21 protein-coding genes are annotated in these 24,866 nt (G+C 38.3%); 2 read left to right on the top strand and 19 right to left on the bottom strand.

Translation table 11 applies throughout. The features are described from left to right. Positions 1-6 precede the first annotated feature (6 nt). From essA to corA, 17 genes are all read right to left on the bottom strand, one after another. Complete coding sequence (gene essA / locus AC3WJG_RS22885; RefSeq protein WP_060746112.1) at positions 7-504, bottom strand: type VII secretion protein EssA; 498 nt, start codon at positions 502-504, stop codon at positions 7-9. Then, on the bottom strand, positions 482-3,655 hold the full coding sequence (gene esaA / locus AC3WJG_RS22890; RefSeq protein ID WP_337134561.1) for a type VII secretion protein EsaA: 3,174 nt from the start codon (positions 3,653-3,655) through the stop codon (positions 482-484). Before esaA ends, essA begins: the two co-directional genes overlap by 23 nt. Next, positions 3,652-8,130 carry a type VII secretion protein EssC gene (gene essC, locus AC3WJG_RS22895; protein ID WP_337134560.1) on the bottom strand — a complete coding sequence of 1,493 codons (4,479 nt, stop codon included), beginning with the start codon at positions 8,128-8,130 and terminating at the stop codon, positions 3,652-3,654. Before essC ends, esaA begins: the two co-directional genes overlap by 4 nt. A 12-nt stretch (positions 8,131-8,142) precedes the next feature. Further along, positions 8,143-9,447, bottom strand: a complete 1,305-nt coding sequence (essB, locus tag AC3WJG_RS22900) for a type VII secretion protein EssB (RefSeq protein ID WP_028410156.1) — start codon at positions 9,445-9,447, stop codon at positions 8,143-8,145. A gap of 14 nt (positions 9,448-9,461) precedes the next feature. Continuing rightward, entirely contained in the window at positions 9,462-9,701 is a 240-nt protein-coding gene (yukD, locus tag AC3WJG_RS22905) for an ESX secretion system protein YukD (RefSeq protein WP_013055106.1), read from the bottom strand. A 93-nt stretch (positions 9,702-9,794) separates the two neighbouring features. Then, positions 9,795-10,088, bottom strand: a complete 294-nt coding sequence (locus AC3WJG_RS22910; protein WP_013055105.1) for a WXG100 family type VII secretion target — start codon at positions 10,086-10,088, stop codon at positions 9,795-9,797. 372 nt (positions 10,089-10,460) lie between these two features. Further along, positions 10,461-10,853, bottom strand: a complete 393-nt coding sequence (locus AC3WJG_RS22915; RefSeq protein ID WP_028410157.1) for an SseB family protein — start codon at positions 10,851-10,853, stop codon at positions 10,461-10,463. Positions 10,854-10,914: 61 nt separating this feature from the next. Continuing rightward, on the bottom strand, positions 10,915-11,514 hold the full coding sequence (locus AC3WJG_RS22920) for a WXG100 family type VII secretion target (protein ID WP_013055103.1): 600 nt from the start codon (positions 11,512-11,514) through the stop codon (positions 10,915-10,917). Positions 11,515-11,623: 109 nt separating this feature from the next. Further along, positions 11,624-11,941, bottom strand: coding sequence for a hypothetical protein (locus AC3WJG_RS22925; RefSeq protein ID WP_013055102.1), 318 nt, complete (start codon positions 11,939-11,941; stop codon positions 11,624-11,626). Positions 11,942-12,193: 252 nt separating this feature from the next. Continuing rightward, on the bottom strand, positions 12,194-13,399 hold the full coding sequence (locus AC3WJG_RS22930) for a DEAD/DEAH box helicase (protein WP_013081498.1): 1,206 nt from the start codon (positions 13,397-13,399) through the stop codon (positions 12,194-12,196). A 364-nt stretch (positions 13,400-13,763) separates the two neighbouring features. Then, positions 13,764-14,858 (bottom strand): ATP-binding protein, encoded by a 1,095-nt coding sequence (locus AC3WJG_RS22935; RefSeq protein WP_253352081.1) that lies wholly within the window; start codon positions 14,856-14,858, stop codon positions 13,764-13,766. 293 nt (positions 14,859-15,151) lie between these two features. Then, positions 15,152-15,712 carry an STAS domain-containing protein gene (locus AC3WJG_RS22940; RefSeq protein WP_492588615.1) on the bottom strand — a complete coding sequence of 187 codons (561 nt, stop codon included), beginning with the start codon at positions 15,710-15,712 and terminating at the stop codon, positions 15,152-15,154. A 14-nt stretch (positions 15,713-15,726) separates the two neighbouring features. Further along, on the bottom strand, positions 15,727-15,903 hold the full coding sequence (locus AC3WJG_RS22945; RefSeq protein ID WP_279620958.1) for a hypothetical protein: 177 nt from the start codon (positions 15,901-15,903) through the stop codon (positions 15,727-15,729). After that, positions 15,890-16,549 carry a cobalamin B12-binding domain-containing protein gene (locus AC3WJG_RS22950; protein WP_028410160.1) on the bottom strand — a complete coding sequence of 220 codons (660 nt, stop codon included), beginning with the start codon at positions 16,547-16,549 and terminating at the stop codon, positions 15,890-15,892. Before AC3WJG_RS22950 ends, AC3WJG_RS22945 begins: the two co-directional genes overlap by 14 nt. A 140-nt stretch (positions 16,550-16,689) precedes the next feature. Continuing rightward, a complete protein-coding gene (locus tag AC3WJG_RS22955; RefSeq protein ID WP_098332935.1) occupies positions 16,690-17,415 on the bottom strand; it encodes a response regulator in 726 nt (241 codons plus the stop codon). Next, on the bottom strand, positions 17,408-18,994 hold the full coding sequence (gene dcuS / locus AC3WJG_RS22960; RefSeq protein ID WP_060746139.1) for a DcuS/MalK family sensor histidine kinase: 1,587 nt from the start codon (positions 18,992-18,994) through the stop codon (positions 17,408-17,410). The genes AC3WJG_RS22955 and dcuS overlap by 8 nt, the downstream gene beginning before the upstream one ends. Before the next feature lie 154 nt (positions 18,995-19,148). Beyond that, on the bottom strand, positions 19,149-20,114 hold the full coding sequence (gene corA / locus AC3WJG_RS22965; protein ID WP_013055095.1) for a magnesium/cobalt transporter CorA: 966 nt from the start codon (positions 20,112-20,114) through the stop codon (positions 19,149-19,151). A 151-nt stretch (positions 20,115-20,265) separates the two neighbouring features. Here corA and AC3WJG_RS22970 point away from each other — a divergent pair, with 151 nt between their 5' ends. Then, positions 20,266-20,721 carry a ferritin-like domain-containing protein gene (locus AC3WJG_RS22970; protein WP_098248780.1) on the top strand — a complete coding sequence of 152 codons (456 nt, stop codon included), beginning with the start codon at positions 20,266-20,268 and terminating at the stop codon, positions 20,719-20,721. A gap of 54 nt (positions 20,722-20,775) precedes the next feature. Here the strand turns inward: AC3WJG_RS22970 and AC3WJG_RS22975 are convergent, their stop codons facing one another. Further along, entirely contained in the window at positions 20,776-21,942 is a 1,167-nt protein-coding gene (locus tag AC3WJG_RS22975) for a M20 family metallopeptidase (RefSeq protein WP_028410164.1), read from the bottom strand. A 143-nt stretch (positions 21,943-22,085) separates the two neighbouring features. Here AC3WJG_RS22975 and AC3WJG_RS22980 point away from each other — a divergent pair, with 143 nt between their 5' ends. Then, complete coding sequence (locus tag AC3WJG_RS22980; protein WP_337134559.1) at positions 22,086-23,141, top strand: aromatic acid exporter family protein; 1,056 nt, start codon at positions 22,086-22,088, stop codon at positions 23,139-23,141. A gap of 32 nt (positions 23,142-23,173) precedes the next feature. Here the strand turns inward: AC3WJG_RS22980 and AC3WJG_RS22985 are convergent, their stop codons facing one another. Next, complete coding sequence (locus tag AC3WJG_RS22985) at positions 23,174-24,628, bottom strand: alanine/glycine:cation symporter family protein (RefSeq protein WP_050688464.1); 1,455 nt, start codon at positions 24,626-24,628, stop codon at positions 23,174-23,176. Positions 24,629-24,866 lie beyond the last annotated feature (238 nt).

The following is a 24,866-nucleotide window of genomic DNA, read 5'->3' on the forward strand; positions in this document are numbered from 1 at the left end:
GTTTTTTCATTTTTTCACAGAAGGCTGAGGGCTAATGCGCGGTATTAAAACCGCAAATAATACAACAACCCCCACACCAATCAATAATAAATAAAACCATTGTAGGTCTGATGACTTTTCAGAGGCAGTTTGTTCTGTTCGATCTTTCTTGTAGGAAGTGTTTTTAGAAGAAAACAAGTTATATTCTTTTGCTTTCGCAGAAATCGTATTATCTTCAGCTGATGCGTTCGCAAAAAGACTTTCTTTTAAGCTCTCTTTCTCTGCATCTTCCTCTTTTTCAAATGTAAGATCCTTTATTTCCTCCGGAATATTTCCTACTTCTTTTTTATTTTCCAGCAAAGATTCGGGGTCCAAGTTAATCGGATCATCCTTATATACATTTGGTTTAATCTCTTCAACGTTTCCGTCATCATCTTCAGCCGCTGCTGCTATAGGGAAACAAAGAAGTGAAAAAATAAGAACAATACTTCCAATCTTCTTATTAAGCACTATAGGTTTCATCATTTTCAACCTCTTTAGTCGTCTTTAAAGCACGAATAATAGATGGCAGAACACTTAAAACGGCAGTCATTCCCAGTAATACAATAAGCGCCTGTCCAAACAGCGACTGCGTATCATATTGAATTGACATATATACTTTAGATACTGGATCTTCGTAATTAAAGTTTGGCATAGATAAGTTAAGAAGTGGGGTAATATAAAATAAAATCAACCCTACTGTCGTCACCCATCCAGCGAAGCTCCCTAATAAGAAAGCAATACGTACGAGTGTAGATGTAGCAAGTAATAAGACAATCGTAAAGATTGACCATTCCATTGCCCGGTCTCCCGATAACGAATAAATATTAAGGCTAAAGATACTTACCATTAACCCTACAATCAAATTCAATAACCCAAACAGCGTACCTTTCACAAGCATAGGTGCATGTCGGTAGTATTGACTGAAATAGCCAATTAGTAAGCTGCTGATTAAGATAATAACCAAAATGACAACTGGTGGAACCTCTTTTACTTTTTCAGCCGGCACTTCACCGCTTACTTGAAGAGGATTGGCTAAATAATGATAAACGTAATCATTATTCTGTCCATCTACTAATGTATTATTTAACAAACGGTATACCTGGCCGCGAACCAACTTCGTTGAATCCACGTTTTGGGCCCACTTGCTGTTAAGCGTGTCAGCTTTATCCTGGACTTCATTTACACGCTTCTGCAATTCATCTGTGTATGTGACAACATTTGCTTGTCTTTCACCTAAAGATGAAATGAGTTCGTTCATTCCCTTCAACTCTTGACCCATGCTTTGTTGCAGCGTCATTAAGCCCGTTACGTCCGGAGCTTCTTTCTTTTCTAATGCTTGGTCTTCACCTGCGCTAGATTGAAGCTCTTGATTCATTGCATTTGCTTTTTCTTGAATAGCTGATAGCTCTTCCATAATAGATGCTTGTTCAGCATCAACTGTTTGTCCATATTGATCAGCAAAATCTTGCACTGAACTTTGGAACTGTGCTAACTCTTCTTTTGTTAGAGACAGGTTTTGTTGGATTTGCTTACGTGCATCTTGAGAAGAGACGGTGCCAGCTAACGCCTGCTGTAAACTTCCCTTAATAGAGTCATTGTTAAGGACGCTGTTCTGTATGTCTGTATTTCCTACCTGAGCTAAAGTCAAATCATACTGCGATAAATCACCGTAGTACTTTAGCAGATCTTCTGCACTGCTGCTTTGAATCTTACCTGAGAATGTATTGCTCAACTTTTCCTTGCGAGAAGCTGAAAGGTTTGGAGAAGATAAAATTTTATCTTCTTTGTTTGTAATCATCGTAATGAGATTGTCTACATTCACACTACCTTTAGAAGGCTTTTTGTCGTCTTCTTTCAACTTTTCATTCTCTTTTTTTAATCGTTCATTTTCTTCTTGAAGCTTAGCAATTTGACTGCTGGACGACTTGGTCGCTTCTTCTAAGTCTTTCTCTGCTTTGTTTTTCTGTGCTGTCAAAGACTTAACGTCTGCTTCCAAACTGGCAATTTTCTGCTTCAGCGCATCCGTATTTTCTCCTGAAGCTTCCGGCTGAACTGTTACATTTTGCAGCTCATCTTTGACTGCTTGTACCTGTATTTTCAGATTAGCCACTTTTTCAAGCGCACTTTTCACAGCATTGGATGTACCTGATGCATCCGGTGTGTCCGGTGTTTCAGGCGTTTCAGGCGTTTCCGTTCCCTCAGATGTCTCAGGTGCTTCAGGTGTTTCGTTCACCATTCCTTGGAGCTGCTGTTCTAAGTCTTCAAGACCTTTTGATATATCATCAAGCTTTGCTGTTTGCTGAGATAAATCCACTTTAATTGGTTCTGACGTTCCTTCGCCTTGACCAGCATCTGGCTGAGTTCCATCATCTTCTCCAGGATCCGTCGGCGTCTCTCCACCTTGATTCGGATCTGGCTGAGTTCCGTCACCTTCCCCAGGGTCCATTGGCGTCTCTCCGCCTTGAGTAGGGTCTGGCTGAGTTCCATCACTTTCCCCTGGATCCGTTGAGCCTCCGCCACTATCATTTGATGAAGCTGTCTCTAGCTGCGCACGAAGCGGCTTTAGCTTACTTTCAATTTGATTTAGGGTTGTTTGCTCAGACTGCTGTTTATAGGAACTGACTATTTGGCCGTTCAAATCTTGCAGAGCTTTTTCTTGTTCACTGATGTTATCCGCTTGTTGGTCTCCAAGTTCTCCAACGGCTTTTTGATTTTGATCCAACTGCTGTTGAATGGAAGATAAGCCACTAAACACTTGATTGGCCTGCTCATTAAAATTTTGCTTAGAGCTTGGCTGATTAGATTCAAGGGAAGAAAGCCCTTCTTGAATCGCAGTGACGCTTTGAGCCTGCGTTTTTTCAAGCATTTGTTTCTGTGTTTCTTGATATGTTTGATATTGATTTACATATTCAATAAAGCTGTTTAAATTCTTTTCAACCTGTTCTACGTCGCCTTGTCTGTCACTCGAACCTTTTTCTGCTTTATTTACATTATCTTGGATTTGCTGAAGAATTTTCTTTTGATCATTTAATTCACCTGCTAAATCTTTTGAATTCGGTTTATAAAAAGCGACCATTGTTTTTTGAAAGGCGATTTCTTTATTTAGAATTTTATCGAACTGTCCGCGTACTTTATCCACTTCCTGTGATACATAACTCCAGTACAAAGAGGACATTTCATTATTAACCTTTGTAGTAGCATCTTCTAATTCCCCTACTACTTTTTCCTTATTAACTGCGTTAAGCTGACTTTGAACTTTGTATTCCAAAGTAGCTTTTTCTGGCTTTTTTTCCTGATACGATAAAATATTTTGTGAGAAAGTCGAGGGAATATAGATAACCGCATCATATTTTCCATTCTGTAAACCGCTTGTAGCTGCGCTTCGTCCAAGCACGGTCCATTGATAATCCGACCCCTCCTGTAAAAGAGGAGTCACTTTTTCTCCAAACTCTATCGCTTTTTCACTATTTTCTTTTACTCCATTATCTTCGTTAACCACCGCAATCGTTCTTGTTGAGTTTTCTGTGACTTGCAGCGGATTGTCTCCAATATACTGGAAAAAGAAAGAAGGAAGAGCCAAAATTAAAACAACAGCTAATATGACTTTAAGTGTATACTTACGCTGTTCGGTCATGTTAAGATCTTCCTTTCACTTACACATAGCGGGATTTGAATTCTTGTTTCTTTTCCACTTTTAATATAATAACCGAAGCCAGGATTAACGTCGGCTTCTTTTCGGTCATAAGGAAGTGTAAATAAGCTTTGCTCTGTTTTCTTCATCAGCAGCACAGCTTGGCTAATTTGCTTCACTTCTGTTGTTAACGCGTCAAATCCTTTTGAAAACTCATTGTTGTTCCCTGCAACAATCAAGTTAAAGCCCAGGTGACTATAATTTTTCATCAATTTTGTAATACGATCCTGCAGGACGCTGTCTAAGTTTTGCTGGAATCGTACAAATCCGTCTACTACAAGCATGATCGGAGCAAATGAAAGACTGTGTACCGTTCCTTCCTGCACTGCTTCCAAATACTTATTTTCACGTCGCTGCAACCGTTCTTCAGTTAAATCAAGCCAGTCGATAATCTGTTCTTTTGTTTCCATGTAAACAACTTCATCTTCAGCTGTATAACTTGATAAACCGCGATCAACCGAATCAAATAATCCGATTTGCTTCACGCCTTGTTCAAGCGCTGTTTGCAGTATGACCTTCACTACATTTGTTTTTCCTTTTTGCGTCTGCCCCATGACGATGCAATGCTTATTTTTCGTAAAGTTCATATGCACCGGTCGAACAAACTCTTCATCTAACCCAAGAGGAATGACTCCTTTTTCCCGAATAACCCTTCTGTCCGTCATAAACTCGGCAAGCACAAGTTTCGATGACAGCATTGGTACAGGCTCCGGAACAGTAGCATCAGCATATTGATTCTTTAATCGTTGAATGTGCAGCTTAACTGTATCAAAAATTTCAAAATCATCTTTTCCTTCCGCAGGTAAAAACAGCTGCGCAAAATAAGGCTGATCCGTTTTGATAATAGCCCGGCCTGGAATAGACTCTAGCGCATACGGCGTACGTCCTAAAATAGAATACGCTTCTGAATGATCCATTAAATAATGAACAACCTTCGTTTTCAAGTTATTCATAAGCGACTGACGAATAGAATTCACGCGCGTCGCGGTAAAGATCATATAAATTCCTAAAGACTGGCCGTCACGCACGAGCTGTGTGAACTGCATTTCTAGATCTTGCATTTCTTCTTTGACAAGATCAAAATTATCAATCGTGATAAAAATTAGAGGAAGCTCTTCTGAACTTAGAGCATTATACATTTTGATATTGCTAACTTCCTGCTGTTGAAATAACTGCTTTCGCCTTGCGATTTCTTGTTTGATAATCGTCATAAATTTTTCAATTTTACGCATTTGATCCATTAAGAAATAATCCGCCGTATGAGGCAGCTGACGAAGCGGCAGCAGCGTGCCGTTTCCAAAGTCAAAAATGTAATAATGAAGCTGCTCCGGGCTTTGTCTTTCAGCTAGACTAAGAAGCAACATCATGACTGTAAACGATTTACCGTATCCTGACGAACCAAATATACCAATGTTTCCATCGTCCATCAGCTGATAGTTGTATACCGTTTGACTTTGCTTTTCCGGTTCATCAATCAAGCCAATTGGGAATACGCCGTCTCGCTTCTCTGTGTACTCACTGCGAAGCAATCTCTCTTTAAGAGGCGGCAGCCATGGACTATTTAATTTTTTGATAGCTAGTTCCTGCTGCGTTTTTTCAATTTTTTGCACCACAACATCAATTTCTGCTTCCGCTTGTTTAGATGACGTCTGCTGAGTAGATACATCAGATAAAGGAATCAACCCGAGATCTGTGACAATGGCGACTTCATCTTCAGCCCCATACGTATCTTCCATGTACGGCGCGCCGCTCCAAGCTGACTGAAACAGTTCATACACTTCATTATTTCCAACCTGCAGATAGCCTCGACCCGTCACCGTAATAGAAGCAGCGTCTGCATTTTTTAAGATTTCTTTACTGTCAGCGGCATCTTGGACTTTTAAAGCTACTTTAAAGCGCGCATTACTCCATATTTGATCGTCAATAACACCGCCTGGCTTTTGCGTGGCTAAAATTAAATGAACTCCTAGACTACGTCCAATGCGCGCCGCGCTCACTAATTCCCGAATGAACTCTGGTTCTTCACTTTTTAACTCGGCAAACTCATCCGAGATTAAGAATAAATGAGGCAGAGGTTCTTCTGCCATACCTTGCTTATATAAATCTGTATAGTCATTAATGTGATTGACTTCATATCTATCAAACAAGCGCTGGCGTCGCTTTAATTCACTTTTAATAGAAGCTAAGGCTCTTGTACTAAAATTCTTACTTCCTTCAATATTTGTAATGGTTCCAAGCAGATGAGGCATGTTTTTAAACGGCTGAGCCATTCCTCCGCCCTTATAGTCAATCAATAAAAACGCGACTTCATGGGGATGGAAATTCACTGCTAGCGAAAGAATGTACGTTTGTAAGAATTCACTTTTCCCTGACCCCGTCGTACCTGCAAGTAATCCATGAGGGCCGTGAGCCTTTTCATGAAGATTTAGTTCAACAATATCTTCTTTTCCTTTTAACCCAATAGGAACTGCTAGCGACTTAGCTGATTCATTGCTTTGCCACCTTTGCATGATATCCAACTCACCAATTTCTCTTGCTTTAAATAATTCTAAGAATGAAACGCTATTTGGAATTGAGTTGGTCATGCCAACTTGGTGATCCAATGTCCGCAGCATCCTTGCAAATCTTTCATTATAATCAAGCGTGTGTTTATCAAGCTGAAATGGAATATTCACAGCCTTTTGCTTTTGAATTAATATATCCCCCTCGGATTCGTTAATATAACGGACGAGTGTATGAACATGCTCCGTTAAGCTTTCCTTTGTCTCTGCCGCAAATATCGCAGAAAACCCAAGGTGAGGGTGATACCCTTCTAAATACTCTAAGATAACGTGATCTGCAATTAACTGCTGATTCGTAATAATAAAAACAAAGTGAGGCAAGAAAACCCCTTCTCCTTTTGCTTCATCCAAATCGCGTTCTCTCAGCATTTCATAAATAGAAGATAAAAGCTGATCTCTCGTTTGTTCATTATAGATGAAACCTTTCGCAAAAGAATGCGGAAGCTGAAAATGCGGAAGCCATTTCATCCATTCCCACTCTTTATATTCTTCTTCATCAAAAATGAATACGAATCTTACGTCATGATAACTGTGGGAAAATGCCAGCTGTCCTACAAGCTGATGCAGTTCATTCTTCACCGTTTTCATCTTTCCTACCAGACCGATAGAGCCTAAACCTAAATGAGCGGTAACAGGGGCATTTTTCACTTCTCGATAGACCTTTTCCATGTGCTGAGACTGCTCAAGCAAATCATCAATTTCTCGATTAGCCATATCTCCGCTATTCAAAGAAATTTGGTAGCTTCCCGGAACTGTTCCTGTTCCAAGGCGCACCTGTAAAAAATCACTGCTTTCTACAGTTCGTTCCCAAATTCGATCAGAAATCTGTTCTGTTAAATATTTCATTCGTTCAAACGTCGGAAAATGATAAGATAATACATCTCGTTGAACTGATACTAGTTCTTGTAATTCCTCGCGCTTGTTCTCTAAATACTTTGTATAAATTCGACGACGACGCTCCTGCCGCTTCTTGCGCTGTTTTTTATCTTTGAAATATTGAACAGTAGATACAATCAGCGTGGTCGTAAACATCATGACAGATATAATAATAAAAATTCCCCTAGGCTGAATAATCGAGACCGTACCCATGACTAAAAGCATGACTAATGGCGGTAAAATAGTAAGCCATAAGCTTCGGTTATTTTCATCATTGTCTTGCGACGGAAAGGACAAGCTCACCTTATCATTAGGCAAATCATATATCATGCGCGGTGTCCGTCTATAAACCGGGTACTTCTTTTTCATTTCAGAAATAGGCTGTGCCGTAGCTGGAAGCTTAGATGCATAATCATAGCAGCTTTGAATCTTCAGCAAATCTTTTTCGATCAATTGAATTGTCATAGAAGACCATAAAATAAGATCTCCAGGCTGAAGGTTCGTATTCTCTTCTAGTCGGTGTCCGTTAAGATAAAGCGGTTCTTGGTTATAAAAGACCTTCCACTTCCCGTTTATCTTTGATAAGTAAAATCCTTCTTTTGGCTCTATTACACACTTTTCTTTCTGCTGATACACATCAGCTGCTTCATCACTTGTGGAAAACGAGACTTCTGAGCCGTAATCAATATAATAGACAGCTTCTTTAACAGCCGTGTCTGTAAGGACAAAGGTTAAAGCATGTCCTTGTTCTCGCCATACAAACGACTGAGAAACAGATAGCTCTGCTATCCTTTTTTCTCCGTAGGAAATCAAGAGCCGGCCGTTCTTTTCAGATGACAGCGTCATTTGCCCTTTCTCAAACGGATAGGAAAACGTAAAAGTTTGATGCTGAGTGTTTCCTACCGTTGCTTGGCGAAAGGTTTTAAAATCTACAGGCAGCTGCTGATACGTTTGCCCACTAACTACCCAAAGCATATTCATACAACTACCTCCCTACTTCGATTGATCTTCCTGCTGTTTTTTCTGCTCTTCTTGTTTCTTTTTCTCGGCTTCTGCAGCTTTCTGTTCTTCTTCCTGCTGCTTGGCCGCCTGTGCTTCCTCAGCTTGTTTCTCTTCTTGCTGCTTGGCTGCTTCCGCTTCTTGCTGATCATTTTCTTTCTTAAATTCTTCAAGTTCGTTCGCTACTTTATCAAGCTCCTCTTGCTTTTTATCAGCCGCTAAATCGTTGTCTGTCTTTAGCTGACCTTCGTATTTCATTAGTGCATAGATAATTAACGAACGTTCTTCTAACAACCTGCTGACTTCTAGCGCTTTTTTGTTGTCTCCTCGGCCAATGTAAAACCAATAGGCAAAATACTGAGGATCTGACTGAAGCGTAATGGTCTTTAAAGCATTTGCTTTTTGCTCCTCCCCTAACTTTTCATTAACAAGATAGGAAGTTGCTATTTCGTATTGCACAATTTTAGGCATGCTTTCAATGTCATAATCTTCAAGTGTGTCGACTACTTTGCTGTAGTTTTTTTCAAGAAAGTATTCGTTGCTTTCTACAAATGCTTCTTGTTTCGGCTGAGCAAAAAAGTAAGAGTAAAAAGTATAAATAAGAGCTGGAATTAATAAGACAAGTATACCCACAGATGAAAACTTAAAAATGGTCCAGCGTTTTTGAGGAAGTTGAACGAGTGTCTTTTGATGCTTTTCAATTTGAGTTAGCTTATGCTGAACAAATTGACTCAACTCTTCCTCATTGCTGATATGCATTATTTTTTTAGCGTCTTCTTTTAATTGCAAGGTCTCATATAACTTAAAATACTGTTCAAATGTATGTGATGAGTCAACGGCCGCTGCTATCGTAGCCTTTAACTCTTGAAAGCTTTGTTCCTCGTTAGACTCATAAGGAGGTAAACTTTCTTTCACTCCATAGTGTAAAAAAGCCGGACTTAAACTTTTATCAAAAATGATATTTTCTGGACAAATCAACAAATGCAGCCTTGAAAAAGAATGCTGCTTTACCTGTTTGATAAGCTGATCTGCAAACAGCCACTTTTGCTGTTCTTCTTTTCCTCTTAATGCCGTAAAAGGTTGAAATTCAGAGGTAGGCTTAATTGTTATTTTAAGTTCATCATCGCTCATCATGATTTCTTTTTGAAAAGCCATGTTTACATCCTTTAACATTTCAATTTCAACAGAACGATTAAGTCGAATTTTTTCTTTTTGAAAAACAAATGTATATTCATTATTATGACGTGTCATTACAGCTTCGAGCTGTTCTTCTAAGTAAGTCGGTTTCTTCTCTGACATTCTAATAGACTCCTTTAGAGAATTTCGATACAATCACCTGTGGTAATTCCGCAGTTAATCATCGTCTCATTTCCCGAGAAAATAAGATTTTTATTTGAAACACGTATCCACGCACCGTCCTTTGGTGATTGAGTAATCTTTTTAGCTTGCCAAACGATCTCGACTACTTTTTTGAGTGAATGATAGTTTGATAGTCGCAAATCGAACCGATCACCTGTATAGTGCTTTAAGTCTACTGTTACTTCTATATACATAGGGTTTCATCACCTCAAAACATAGAAAAAGCGCCTTCATCTTTTGAGAATAGGGCGCTCCTTTTATTACTTCACTTAGATTATTAGATGAAGTTAACCGCGGATTTGGCTAGCGATTTGGTTATCTGTATCTTCAAGAACGTTTGCAGAGTCATCTAATTGCTTAGCAATCTTTGTAAGTAGGTTAGACATTTCAACGAAAGAAGGCTTTAGTTCTTCGTATTGAGCAGCAAACGCTTCGCTTGAAGCACCTTCCCACATGTCTTGAAGTTGATTTTTCATTGTATCAAGACGACTTACTAATTCTTGAACTTGACCGCTTTCGTTAGTATAACGACCTGCCATGTCGCGAAGCTCTGCTGGTGTTACGCGAATAATTCCTGACATACATATCTCTCCTTCGGTTTATATATTTACTATTATTGTAAGAAACTCTAGTGATAAGGTCAAAGGTTACTTGCAAAAGCCTCCAAAAATGAGAATATGTATCTACAAATACCCCTAAAAAATGCAAATAAAACCTAAACAACCAAGATTTTGTTCTCATTTAAACCTTTTCCATATGATCTATAGGTACCTATTTAAAGGAAAATAAAAACTATAAGACTATTAAATTACATTTTCGTTCATTATCTATAGAACTATTTACTAGTAATAAAAAAGCAGCAGCCTATTTAAGGCCCTGCCTCTTTATATATCTTATATTTATTTAAGATTCAGACATGCTTGGAAAAAGCACATGCGCTTTTTATTTTTTGGCTACTGCTTAAAATAATTTTGATCTTCTTTTAACATCCTTATTTCTTCGGGGATGAATAATTTTGAGAGAGGCGTGTCAGGGTTAAGTAATATCGCTATTTCTTCATTTAATACAGGCAGCATATCCTTAAATGATACGCATACGGTCTTTTCATCTTTCAGCATCTGTTCAATCGGATATTTTGACGAAAAAACAGGTAAATATCGGTACGCTGCGCTTTTCATTGTCTGAACGTAGTGCTCTGCAATCAATATATCTGATGCTCCATGCTCTGAATTCACAACTAGCCATAAATTGCTATTCATTAAAGTTTTATAAAATTGAGCAATTTTCTTATTATCTTTCATTGCTTCAATTAATGATTTTTCTAATAAGTTAAATGTATATTTCATTGCCGAGACAACCCTGTAAGGAACTGTACCATTTCACTTCCAGCGCCATCATATACTTCATTCATTCTCTCTTCACTTCCTCTGTGCTGTCACTAAACATAATGTTTGAAGGATTCATTTCCTGACTTAAAATGCCCAACCCCATTTGAATAACGCCATAAGTAAAAAATTCCGTTCGACTGCATGTAGAACCATTCACTACTTTTTCTTCCCAAGACATAGAAAGCGAATTCCACATAACATTAAGAGTACCTAAAGGTTTTTCAATCGTTCTATGCATATTGTCATACGTATTCCATTCTTTTAAGTTCTTTATATCATTCCACGTATCTTGTGAATGGGTGCTCCCATCGCTCCATACGCTCGACCAAAACTCCGTCCAGCCTGAAGAGCCTTCTAGCTCTCCATCTGCTTTTCTCATTTGTTCTGCCGTGTCTTTTACTAATAAATGTGCGTTTTCCGTTAGCGAATCAAGTTTGCGAATCATATGCTGTAACTCTTCCTGCAAGTCCAGCACTTTATCAATATCTGCAACAGACAAGAAATGTAGATTTGTAGCTTCCCAGCTTAGTTTTTGAAGTGCATCAGCCGTCTGTGAATGAGACTGCTGAATTCGCTCTGCAAATGTCTGCAGCACCTCTGGATTTACTTTTATCTCCATGTATGTCCGTCCCCCTATCTCTTGTAAGCCTTCAGTCATCATCTAAACATTTTTTAAGCCTATACGGAAAGACTCACTTTCTAAAGGAGTGAGTCGATAATGTTATTTATTACGCCGATGCTAACTCTCTTAGTCGTGAAATTTCTAAGCGTAAAGTTTGAAACAATTCATCCCTTACGTCGTACAGATGAAAAGTAGATTGCGTAATATCATTATAAATATCCTCATATGAGCTCTTAGAACGCCCTGACCAATCTGACGCATATTGTTGGTGCGAATTTTGAAACAGATAGATACCCTCTTCAAGAAATTCCATGATACGTTGAACTTCATGTAAATATGATTCTAATTGATCTGCATCTCGACTATATTCTTTACTTTTTCTTCTTCGCTCTATGTCGTCAAAGAGATCATCAATTGCATCCATAAAATGTCCCCACGTCCTTCTTCCTCTTTTATTAGAAGTCTCTTAAAGTAATGTTAAAATAAGGTTACAAAAAACAAAATCCATCATTCAAACTATTTTCATACCTAGGAAAAAATATCTACATTTCTCTTTTTTTACTTATTTATACAGGGAAAATAGAGAAAATAAACAACGCCAGGCTGCTGTAATAAAGCAGTAGACGTTGCTTTTTAGGTTATGACACTGCTGTTATAAAAAGGAAGAATACCTAGTTTACATTCGACCTTTTTGTTTCTTTTTCTTGTTAAACGGCTTTTTTGAAGGTTTTTTAGCTGTACGGGACTGCTCTTTTGTTCCTTCATCCACGATTTCACCCATATAAAGTTCTTTTTTCACTAATGAAAGTTGAAGTTCACGTGCGATTTGTTTTAAATTTCGTTCTTCACGTTCAGTCACAAGAGAAATGACCGTACCTTCTGCTCCCGATCTGCCTGTTCTACCTGAGCGATGTACGTATTGATCTGCATCTTGAGGAACATCGATGTGAATTACATGCGTCAATCCCTTAATGTCTAATCCTCTAGCTGCGACATCCGTTGCTAATAAGACAGGGAAATCTCCTTTTCGAAACCCTTTAATCGTCGTAGCACGATCTTCTTTTTTCGTTTCACTGTGTAAAGAGCCTGCTTCTACACGCTTAAATGTTAATTTTTCTTCAAACTCGATTAAAGTATCAATTCCTTTAAAAAAGGCTAAAGCTTTCATTTGTTCTTGACGAACTAGTTTTCTAAGCACGTCCACTTTATCTCTAGCTTCACTTTTGATGTATACATGCTCTACCTTCGAAGCAGGAAGTTCATCTCTTCCTACCTCTATTTCAAGAGGGTGGTTCATCATATCTTTCGCTAGCGATTTGGTACGTTCTGATACAGTAGCTGAGAAGACTAGGATTTGACGATCACTTAACGCCATTTTTACAATCTGTTGAACCGTTTGAACATGCTCAGGTACAAACAATTGATCCGCTTCATCAATCACAATTGTTTTGACTTCGTGCATTTTTAATTTCTTCATTTTAATTAGCTCGTTCAAACGTCCTGGGGTACCAACAATAATATTAGGACGTTTTTTGAGTTTTTCTAATTGCCGTTTCATATTTGCTCCGCCAATAAACGCAGCGCTTGAAATACCGCTTCCCTGCGACCAAGTTTGAATTTCACCGTGAATTTGCATAACTAATTCATGGGAAGATGCTAAAATAACTGCTTGAATATGAGATGGTCCCGGCTGAATGCGATGTAAGACAGGCAACAAATATGCCAGCGTCTTTCCTGTTCCCGTTGGGGATTCTCCTATTACATCTTTATTAGCTAAAATCTCTGAAATAGCTTTCGTTTGAATGGCAGTAGGCTCATTGAACCCTGCTTTTTTCCATGCCTCTTGTAAAAAAGGCTGTAAAGTCTCTATAAACTGACTCATATCTATCTCCTTTTCCATGCTTTTCTCGATATTATAAACGATTTTTTTCATTTCAATTAAACGAATGTATCAGTGGCCATTTGCGTTAATACTGACCTTAATTTCTATTTATAAATAAACCTTTCTTATCCCAAGGGACCCTGTCAATCCGTCAGTAGAAAAATCGGTTGTTACCTTAACTTTTCTACATCAATAAACATAGCTTCAACTATGATACACTATTGCTTCTATAGAAAACAATATGATCCTCTTTATTATGGACGAAAACTTGTATAAGAAGGAGGTTTTATGTCCTATATGGATCCAGACCAAAGGGCTCAGCTGCTTACTTTCTCTTTTTCACGAAAACAGCCGCCTCTCTGAACTACGAGAGGCGGCTGTTTCGTTCTATAATTGGCATATCAATAGTAACCGTTGTCCCTTTTCCTTTACCGCTTTTAAAATGCATGGTACCTTGATGACGCTCCATGATTTTGTAACACACGGCCAGCCCTAAGCCAGTGCCAGCTTCTTTTGTAGAATAAAACGGCGTTCCTACTTGTTCAATCCTCTCTTGACTCATTCCAATTCCATTGTCTTCAAAGTGAATCAATACTCGTGTATCTTTTTCTTCAACTGTTATTGTAATATGACCTTTCTCCATAATAGCTTCTACACCGTTTTTGATCACATTGATGAACACTTGTTTCAACTGATTTGCATCAGCCGAAACATAAATAGGCCTTTTTGTTGTTTCTTTCAATAAAATAGAAACATTATTTAAATTGGCCTGCGCTTCCATTAGGGTAATAACTTGTTTTAAAATCTCGCATAAATTGGTCTTTTCAAAAGATACATGCTGCTTTTTTCCAAGAATGAGCATTTCACTGGAGATTAAGTTGATGCGGTCGATTTCAGACATCATGATATCTAAATATGTGTCATTTGTTTCCTTAGAGGCTTGCATAACCTGTACAAAACCTTTTAAAGAAGTAAGCGGGTTTCTAATTTCATGTGCGACGGCACCTGCCATTTGTCCAATAACCGACATTTTTTCCGAGGTTATCATAAGCTCTTCATCTTGACGGTATGTAGTAATATCGCGTGCAATCATAAATACACCTACTACCTGCTTATGAACGATAATGGGAAGCAAAGAACACCTCAGCAACCGTCTTTCTCTCTTTCTATTGATCACATTCATTTCGAACTTAGCACCTTTTCCATTCAGCACTTCTTTAAAATACTCTTTACACATATCAAACTCTTCAGCTGCGATAAGAGCTGAAGGTTTCATCTTTTGCAATTCTTCACTGGAGTATCCAACGATTGCTTCACCTTCTGGATTAGCAAGAAGAACTTCACCCGTTTTACTTATTTCAAAAACGCCATCGGGATTATGTTTGAATAAAGATTGATAGTGCTGGTTGCTCGTTTGAAGTTCGTGTTCTTTCACTACGAGCTCTTGCTGGGACTCCACTAGTTTATAAGCTCTCCTATATACCAATCCATACAAAATAATCCCCGTAGCTAAAATAAAAAACCAACCTTTGTATTGTTGAAAAAAAATATATACTTCAAAACGACCTTGCGCTAATGTTCTAGATATATTATCAGATATCAAGATCCATACAGCGCCAATAATGATATATATAATTGAAATTCTTAAAGCTACTTTACGCGCGTGTTTCACCAAATTTTAATCACCTGTTTATCAATATTGATCCCCTGTCTTATTGTCTTTATATGAAGTGTTCACTTTTTGTAGCCATTTCATGCCGTTGTAAAAAATTGATGAATGGCCTGACCTAAGTTACTAATAGATTTTACATTTGCTTGAAAATGATACTGGTGAAGCCACTGACTATGATCGGGTGTCACACCTGTTAAATAAATCTGTACACCCATTAGCTGAAATTCCCATATTAAATGTTCTAGGGCTGCAACACCTCGTTCATCAATTTGACCTATTCCATTAAAGTCAATGATAACTCGATCAACCGTTTCCTCATCTATTTGTCTGAGCAGCCGATGTTCATTTTTCATGATGACTTCCTCAAATAAATCGCCAAATAGAGGTATAAGCACCATGTTGTTCGATAAATGAATAAACGGTCCCGACAGTTCTATAACTCGGTTCATTGCTTTTTCTAATCGTTCTTTTTGCAGCAGCAGTTCTAAGTCTGTTTCAGATAAACGCGCTGTATGTTGTTGGATTTTTTCTGAAAGAATTCTAATTTGAGAATCTTCCTCTACACATATTACATGCGCCTTATCTTGCTCCCATTTGCAATTCACGGTATAAAGAGACATCTTAGCTTTGCGCGAATGCATGACTAATTCTGTTTTTATTTTTTTTTCTGCCCTAATCGTTTTCTAGCTTTGATCTGACTATCTTCGTCAACAATTTCTAAAAAATGTTGAACCTCTCCGAATAAAGTGGCTGCTTCATCAGATCGCGCTAGAATATTCATTTCCTCATCCATAATAAAAACAGGAAGCGGAGCATATTTAATAGTCGACAACCTTAATCCCCCTAATTGATTGATAATGAAAAAACTCTTTCAACTCCTCTAACTGTGCAATAAACCGAACTTGATTTGTTTGAGCAAGAGGAAACTTATAGTTTGAAACTACTCGGCCTCCAACCAAAATAAGCGGCTGATGTTTTGTCTTTTGTAATCCTTCTATATATTCATTTGCTTTTTCTATATGATGAGTTAAACTGAACGAGATTCCTACTAAGTCAGGTTTCCATTGTTCAACAGCGTGCGTTGCATGTAAAAGCGGAGAATCTGCTCCTAAAAGTTTCGTCTGCCATCCGTGCTCTTCAAAGAGAATGGAAATCATTTTTAACCCTAAAAAATGCTGCTCATTTTCTATACACAAAAACAGACCTTTTTTTTCATTTTTAATAACTTCTTCTCTTATACACAATTGATAGCGTGACAAAACATAGTCACAGGTAGTAGTAGCTAAATGTTCATCAGCCACTGAAATTTCATCTTCTTCCCACATCATACCGATTTGAGCCATTGACACTGAAATGAATTGCTGAAAAATATAAAATGTATCGAAACCCTGCTGTCTTTTTTTCCACACAATATTCCAAGCTTCATCTTGATTCCCTGATAACAGTAATTCAGTCAAGCGTTCTATGCTTCCAATCAAGAAACCACCTCTTTTTCAGTCAAACGACTTGTTTTTTTCTTTGTTATTATCAACCATACCACTTAACTCACTGGCACTCTACAGTAAAATATTCTCACACCGACAAAATAGCACCGGACGTCTCTGACAGGTCAATCTCTTTATTTTTCAAAGTCAACGAGGTAGTGATGCAGCAAGTGACGGTTTTGTTCATTGTATAAGTACGCATACACAGGACGTCCTATTGTGCCGTAAGTCATTCTTTCTCCAAGAAGACCTATATCTGTTAGAAATTTTAAATATTTTCGAATAGACACTCTTGAGATTCCCGTTTTTTCAGCTACATCATCGGTCGAAAAAGGGTGATCTTTAAGATGCTCGATGGCTTCTACGATAACTTCTAATGTTCCAGTCGTTAAACCCTTAGGCAATGGCTCTACCGGAGCTTCTTTTATTTTTTTATTAGACAACAGCCCGTCCAATTCCTGTTGATTAAGCTGAGGTTGCTGTTTTAACGTGCGAAATGTTTGTTTGTAAGCCGAAAGTGCTTGATAAAAGCGTTCAAATGTAAAAGGCTTAATCAAATAATCAATCGCTCCGTAGCGTAAAGCTTGCTGAATCGTTTGGGCATCTGAAGCAGCGGTGATAAAAATGACATCTATTTCCTCTTGTTTTGTTCGAATCTCTTGTAAAACTCTCAAACCATTTTGCCCGGGCATAAAGATATCAAGCAGCACTAAATCAACTTGATATTCATTTACCTTCACCAAGGCTTCACGACCCGAATGAGCAACAGCGACTACTGTAAACCCCTCTATCTCTTCAATGTACTTTTGATTAAACTGAGCAACCATGGGGTCATCTTCAACAATTAATACTTTAATCAACTTGATCTCTCCTTGTTTCGTACGGAATATCAATATAGAATGTGGTACCGCTATTTATAAATGAGTCAATGACGATTTGGCCACCTAATTCATCAATCGTTTGCTTTACTAAATGCAGCCCAAACCCTCTGCTCGTGCCTTTTGTAGAAAAGCCTTTCTTGAAAATCTGATTCATTGTATCGGAAGGAATGCCGCAGCCTGTATCCGTGACTTGAATCGTAAGTTTATTGTTTTTATACACAAGCATAACGGACACTTTTTTAGAGGCTTGATGACAAACTGAATCAATTGCATTATCAATTAAATTTCCAATAATGGTAATGAGATGATGAGTAACGTGTGGATCTGAAGGTTCTGGAATAACTTCATCAGCGGAAAATGTCAGTTCTACGCTTTCCTCTCTAGCATAACTCATTTTGCCCATGAGGAACCCTGCCAACGCATGATCTTTAATAGTTTTAGTCACTGAACTAGATTCATCGACACGGTGATTAACAAGCTGATGAATATACGTTTTTAGCTCATCATAATAATTCATCTGCACCATTCCTAAAATCACATGAAGTTTATTCATAAATTCATGCGATTGTGCTCGAAGCGCTTCCACATACATTTTAACACCTGTTAGCTGCTCTGCTAAGATATTAACTTCTGTTTTATCCCTAAACGTAGAAAGTGCCCCTACAATCTCTTCGTTTACTACTAGCGGAACCCTATTAACCACAATGGCTACTCCATTTATGACTTGCTCTTCATCATAATGAGATTCCCCCGTAGACAAAACGTCGTCCAACCTGGAGGTGGGCATATATTCTCGAATAGACAAACCGATTGGCTCTGGTGCTAACCCAGCTTTAACAAATAAGCGGCGTGCAGAACGATTAGCAAGTGTAATATTACCTTCTTTATCAACAGCTATCACTCCTTCACGAACCGACTGCAGCATGGTGCTTCTCTCTTCTAGAATTTTAGCAATTTCAGAAGGTTCCAAGCCAAATAAAATTTTCTTTATGTAATTCGCTAATAAAATAGCACCAAGAACGCCTACAAGTAAACCAATTAATGAACCTAAAACAATTCGACGATGCCCATCTCTAATTGCTTCATTTACATTATTCAAAGAAATCCCCACAGCTACTGCGCCAATTTGCTGATTTTTCTCATTATAAATAGGTGCAAAAGCGCGCAGAGATTTATCAAGCGTTCCTTTTGATACAGATACATAAGATTTCCCGTGCAATGATTTTTGCTCATCGCCTCCGGCAAACCTCTTTCCTATCTTTTTAGGATCTGGGTGAGATTGGCGAATTCCATTCATATCCATAACAACGATAAACAAGACGCTTGATTTTTCACGAATTCGTTTAGTAAATTCTTGAATTGACTGAGGTGTTTTTGTCTCTAGTCCTTCTTTCACGTTCGTTGATTCTGAAATAATCGTAGCAATAGTCCGAGCTTTTTCAGCCTGTTGATCCCGAATATTTTTTCCAATTGAACTGCTAACTAATAAATCCGTTAACAATAGCGATAGAATCACCACCATGCATACAAGCAGCACCGTGATGCTTCGCAGCCCCATTCTTCCGTGTTTCACATTCTTCCCTCGCTTCCCTGCTTTTCTTGTTTATAGCACAAGAAAAAGATCTTATCTAGAGTCAGATAAGATCTTCGCTTATTTAATTTCATTTTTACTGAGTTGATTAACATTTATACAGGAAGGTTAACAATCTACTTTATAGTTTAGGTCCTTTTCGATATTTAAACCATCCCATTTTATAAAAAGCAAAGACCATTACGCCTACAAGCCCAATCATAATGCCAAGTACAATAAAATAATTATATTTCCCCGTCAGTTCCGGCATATATGAAAAGTTCATGCCATAGAGGCCAGCAATAAACGTCAACGGTAAGAAAATAGCTGACATAAGCGTGAGCGTAAACATGATCGAGTTCATACGATCCGAGTTAATGGACATAAAGCTTTCTCGGATGTCATTTGACAAATCCCTGCTTGCTTGCATAATTTCAATCATATTTAATAGGTGGTCATAAATATCATTAAAATAGCGAACCTGCTCTTTTGCTTTTAACGCATTAGTTGACATAATACGATACATTAAATCTCTCATAGGGTTTAAAATGCGGCGCATTCGTGACAAATCACTTCGGATGTCATAAAGCTGCCTCATTAATTCATCCATAGGTTCGTCTTTTGCATTGTCTTCAATGTCGTCTATGTGATCTTCAAATTTATAAAGCACAGGGAAGTATTCGTCAACGGTATGATCTAAGAGTTCATACATGATATCCCATGTTCCATCTTCGGTAGCCTCAGGGTCTTTTTTGATAAGCTCCCACACCCTAGCCACGCTCGTTAGCTTATCCATATGGTAAGTGACTAAAAAGTTATCTCCTACAAACGCAGATACTTCTAAGTGCTCAAGCTCTTCTTTATGAAGGGCATAATAGACTAAAAAATAATGCTCATCATACAACTCAAATTTAGCCCGCTGACCTTGATTTAAACAGTCCTCAACTGCTAAAGGATGAAAATTAAATTGTTCAAGCTGCTTTTTTTCTTCCTCGGTGGGGTTGTAAAAATCAACCCAATACCATTGAAAGTCATGGCTTGAACGAATCTCATTCATTTCTATTTCTTTAATAGCTCCTTCTTTGGTTTTAGCTACAATTTTAATCATAAGATAACCTCTGTCTTTTTTGATACTATTCTCTGCACATACCCTTTTTACCATTTTGTTAAACTTTTTTCTTTTAATGTACGTCTGTTCTTGTCTATACATACGATGATGGTGACGACAAGAGAACAAAACGGTGAGGAGGTATATCCATATGAATGAATTTTACTCCCGGCATGAAGAATATTGGGAAGATGATACAAGACTAGATGAACAGCTTCTAAGAGATATAAACAAAGCTGTAAACGATGAGTTTTCCGCTATTCACTACTATACACGCCTAGCAGAGCTGGCTCCTAATAATCAATTTCAACAAGCTATATCAGGTATTCGGCAGGATGAAATTAAACACTTTGACTGGTTTTCTAAAGCCTATTATGATTTATCAGGCAGCTATCCACAGATTTCATTGAACATAAAACTGCCAAATACTTTTCAAGAAGGGGTCTCTGAATCCATTAAAGATGAAGTAGAAACCGTTCCATTTTATCAATCAATCGCTAGAAGAATCACAAATGCTCGAATTCAAAGCCGCATTGTTCGAGCTGCGAGCGATGAACAGCGCCACGGTCAAATTTTCCGAACCATTCAGTCCCACTTCTCATACTAAATAATACGCTTGCAGTGGCAAGCGTATTATTTGGTATGGTTTTATCATTACCTCTTACTTGGTAGCATTAAATTCTTGTTTGATTTTTTGGAGCAACGCTTGATTTGTTAATACGTCATACCCTGTTAATGCCATTGTTTGTGCCCCGAGTATCATTGCTTCTCTTCCTTGCTCACTTAAAGCTGCTTCTCTAAATTCGTGCGTATGACAAACAAAATAATCATCACAAATTTGAATATAAGGATGAATAGCCGGAACAACTTGGCTTACATTCCCCATATCTAAAGATCCATGATCGCCTTGGTCTTCTGTAATGCTTTGTTCACTTACGCCTAATGAAATGAGATTATTTGTATAGACATCGGATAATGTTTGATTCGTTTGCATATCATCATAAGAAAACTCGTAGTTTGAGATTTTCAATTTTGTTCCCGTGGCTAAAGCAGCACCATTTGCACATGCCTTTACTTTTTCTGTCACTTTATCTACATATGCACGAGTTGAAGCACGGACATAAAATTGCGCTACTGCATAATCAGGCACAACGTTGGCCGCTTTGCCTCCCTCTGTAATCACTCCATGAATTCGTACATCCGGCTTCACATGCTGGCGAAGCGCATTAATACTGTTGAACGTTTGTAATACGCCGTCTAACGCATTGATTCCTTCATGAGGAGCAGCAGCTGCGTGCGCGGATTTTCCGAAGAACTCAAACTGAATGGCATCCATCGCAAGAGAACGTCCGCTTTTTTGGTGGCAGTAATAAGGATGTACCATCATAGCTACGTCTAAATGATTAAAAATACCTTGCTCGGCCATCGTCACTTTGCCGCCTCGTGTTTCCTCTGCAGGCGTGCCGTATACGTATACTTTGCCGCCTGTTTCTGCAACTGCTTTACTAAGACCAATACCAGCTGCAATGGACATGGTTCCAATTAAGTTATGTCCGCATGCATGTCCGAGATCCGGCAAAGCATCATACTCAGCCATAAACCCAATCGACGGACCTGGCTTTTGACTGTCATAAACAGCGGTAAAAGCCGTTGGTAAGTCACATGTACCAATTTCAACTGTGAAGCCTTGTTCTTTTAAAACATCCGTTAATGCTTTGCAAGCTTTGAATTCTTCGTGACCAAGCTCAGGATTTTGCCCAATATATTTGCTTACATCATAAAATGTATCCTGTAATTTATTGATTGTTTCATTTATTAATTGTTTCATTAGTTGTACTCCTCTTTTAAATATTTAAACAAATTATAGTATATTTATTCGTTTTTTGAAAGCTAGTTTTTAAGACGGGTTTTCCTATCACCTTAATATGCCTTATAATTAAATTACTAACTGTTTTAAAGAAGGTATGCATAATGATTAACGTAAAAAAATTCAATTTTTTAGGCGGTCGTATTATTAAAACAGGCATTGCCGTTTTTTTAACTGCGCTCATTTGTCAGGCCATTGGCTGGCCTTATATGCTCGCTGTTATTACAGCTATTGTTACGATTGAATCAACCGCTGCCGATTCTATCAAAAAAGCATTCATCCGCTTTCCTGCTTCAGCAATCGGAGCTGCTTTTGCCATGCTTTACACATTTCTATTAGGGGTAACGCCGCTTACCTATATGCTTGTTGCCATTTCTACTATTATATCCTGTTATAAATTACGTTTACATGCAGGAACACTCGTTGCTACGCTAACAGGAGTGGCTATGCTGACGATTGTGCATGACCATTATTTTATATCGTTTTTAATTCGCTTAGCGACCACTAGTATTGGGCTGCTCACTTCTTCACTTGTGAATATCATCGTTCTTCCTCCTAATTATACACCGATTATTACGGGGAAAATTCAAAATCTCTCAAAACAAATGGGCGGCGTTTTACAGCAAAGAGGCAGTGAGCTTTCCCAAGTACACGCTTGTCATAAACAAACAAAGCTTCAATTTCAGCAGCTTTCTGCTGAAATTGAAAAAATTGAGACGCTTTGTGAGTATCAGCGCAAAGAATGGAAGTTTCACCATTTCACTCGTACAGCTATGAGAAAATTTCACTATGAATATAAAAAACTTTCTCTTATGAGACAGCTTGTCTACCATATTGGTAATTTAATTTATTTGCCTGCTCATCAGCTGCAAAGTGCAAGACATCAAGTAATATGGGATACTTTCACTTCCTTTCATAACGTCTTACAAAATGAACAATATAAAAGCTCTTTGCACCATCAAACGCTTGTTTTGACTTTAAAACAAAGGTTTTGGGCACATAAGCAGGAAGAACACAGAGGGGATCACCCTTTTTCAACAGAAACAACAATGCTGTACGAACTGCTTGCAATTCACCATCTGCTTGAAGAACTGCACCGTATTCATTGTTTGAAGGATCGATATAACTTAAATAACTCATCTGTCTCACTTTCTTCATAAAAAAATCCTCACATATGTGAGGATTTTCTTATTTACGAAACTTGTGACTCATCTTTTTTATATTCTTTCTCCCAGTAGTCTGCATTTTTAATTCCTAACTTAACAGGATCAAACACAGGATCTATCCCTTGTTTTTTCTGAGCTTCATAGTCTTTTAATGCAACTAACGCAGGCTTAGCTAAAATTAAGATAGCAATTAAATTTAGCCATACCATGATACCAAGTCCAGCATCACCTAACGCCCAAGCTAGTGATGCTTGTTTAACTGACCCGTAGAACGTAGCTCCTAGAAGGACAAGCTTTAATGCAAACATAGCCCACTTTCCGTTCTTGCCGCGAGTTAGGTAAGCAATATTTGTTTCAGCAATGTAATAATATGCCATGATCGTTGTAAACGCGAAAAAGAATAGGGCTACTGCCACGAAGCCAGCTCCGAACCCTGGCAACACTGTTTCAATAGCAGCTTGTGTAAATCCAGGCCCTGCTTCTACACCTGGTAAATTTGAAATAATAAATGAACCGCCTGGTCCTTCCGTGTTGTACATGCCTGTGAATAAAATCATAAACGCTGTTGCTGAACAAACGAACAGTGTATCAATATAAACCGAAAAAGCTTGTACAAGGCCTTGTTTCGCCGGATGTGAAACTTCTGCTGCAGCTGCTGCGTGAGGTCCTGTTCCTTGTCCTGCTTCGTTTGAATAAATGCCGCGCTTAACTCCCCAAGAAACAGCTAAACCAACGATTCCTCCAAAAGCAGAATCTAATGCAAAAGCACTTTTAAAAATAAGGGCGATAACTCCCGGCAACTCGGAAATGTTCATGGCAATAATAATAAGAGCTAAAATAATATACCCAAGTGCCATAAAAGGTACAACGAATTGGGCCACCCCTGCAATACGCTTAACGCCTCCAAAGATAATAAAAGCAAGAATAATAACTAATCCTACTGCTGTAACCGTTGGACTAACGCCGAATGCGTTGTCGATGCCAAGCGCGATGGAGTTAGACTGAACGCCCGGCATTAAGATACTCATCGCAACAAGTGCTGCAATAGCAAATAAAATGCCATACCATTTCATCCCTGTTCCTTTTTCAATGTAGTACGCTGGACCACCTCGATATTGGCCATCTTGTTTAACTTTATAAATTTGAGCAAGTGTTGATTCGATGAATGCACTAGAAGCACCAATAAAAGCAACTGCCCACATCCAAAATACAGCTCCTGGACCTCCAAAAGCGATAGCTGTTGCAACTCCAGCAATGTTTCCTGTTCCAACTCGTCCCGACAGCGCTAAAGACAGTGCCTGGAAGGAAGAAACTCCTGCTTCTGAGCTTTTACCCTGAAACATCAGCATAACCATGTCTTTTAAGTGTCGTACCTGCAAAAACCTCGTTAAAATTGAGAAAAACAGGCCAATCGCAAGACACCCATAAATAACAGGTGTGCTCCATAGCACATTATTCAAACTCGTTACAAATTGCTCCAAACGATAACCCCCTTATTTTTTCATTCAGACTATTTTAAATTATAAGTTAAATTATAAATTTTAACAATAAAACTCTAAATTAAAACTCGTTTTTAGTTAAAATACACAAAAAAACTTATAAAACCCTCAAAAACATCCAATGATAAACCGTTTACATTCCGTAATTATCGCTTTCAAAAGAGAGATATCTGCACCTTTCTTCTCAGGAACACATAGGCTATAGGAGTTATTTTCTATT

The sequence above is a fragment of the Priestia sp. FW507-14D1A genome (assembly GCF_058781295.1).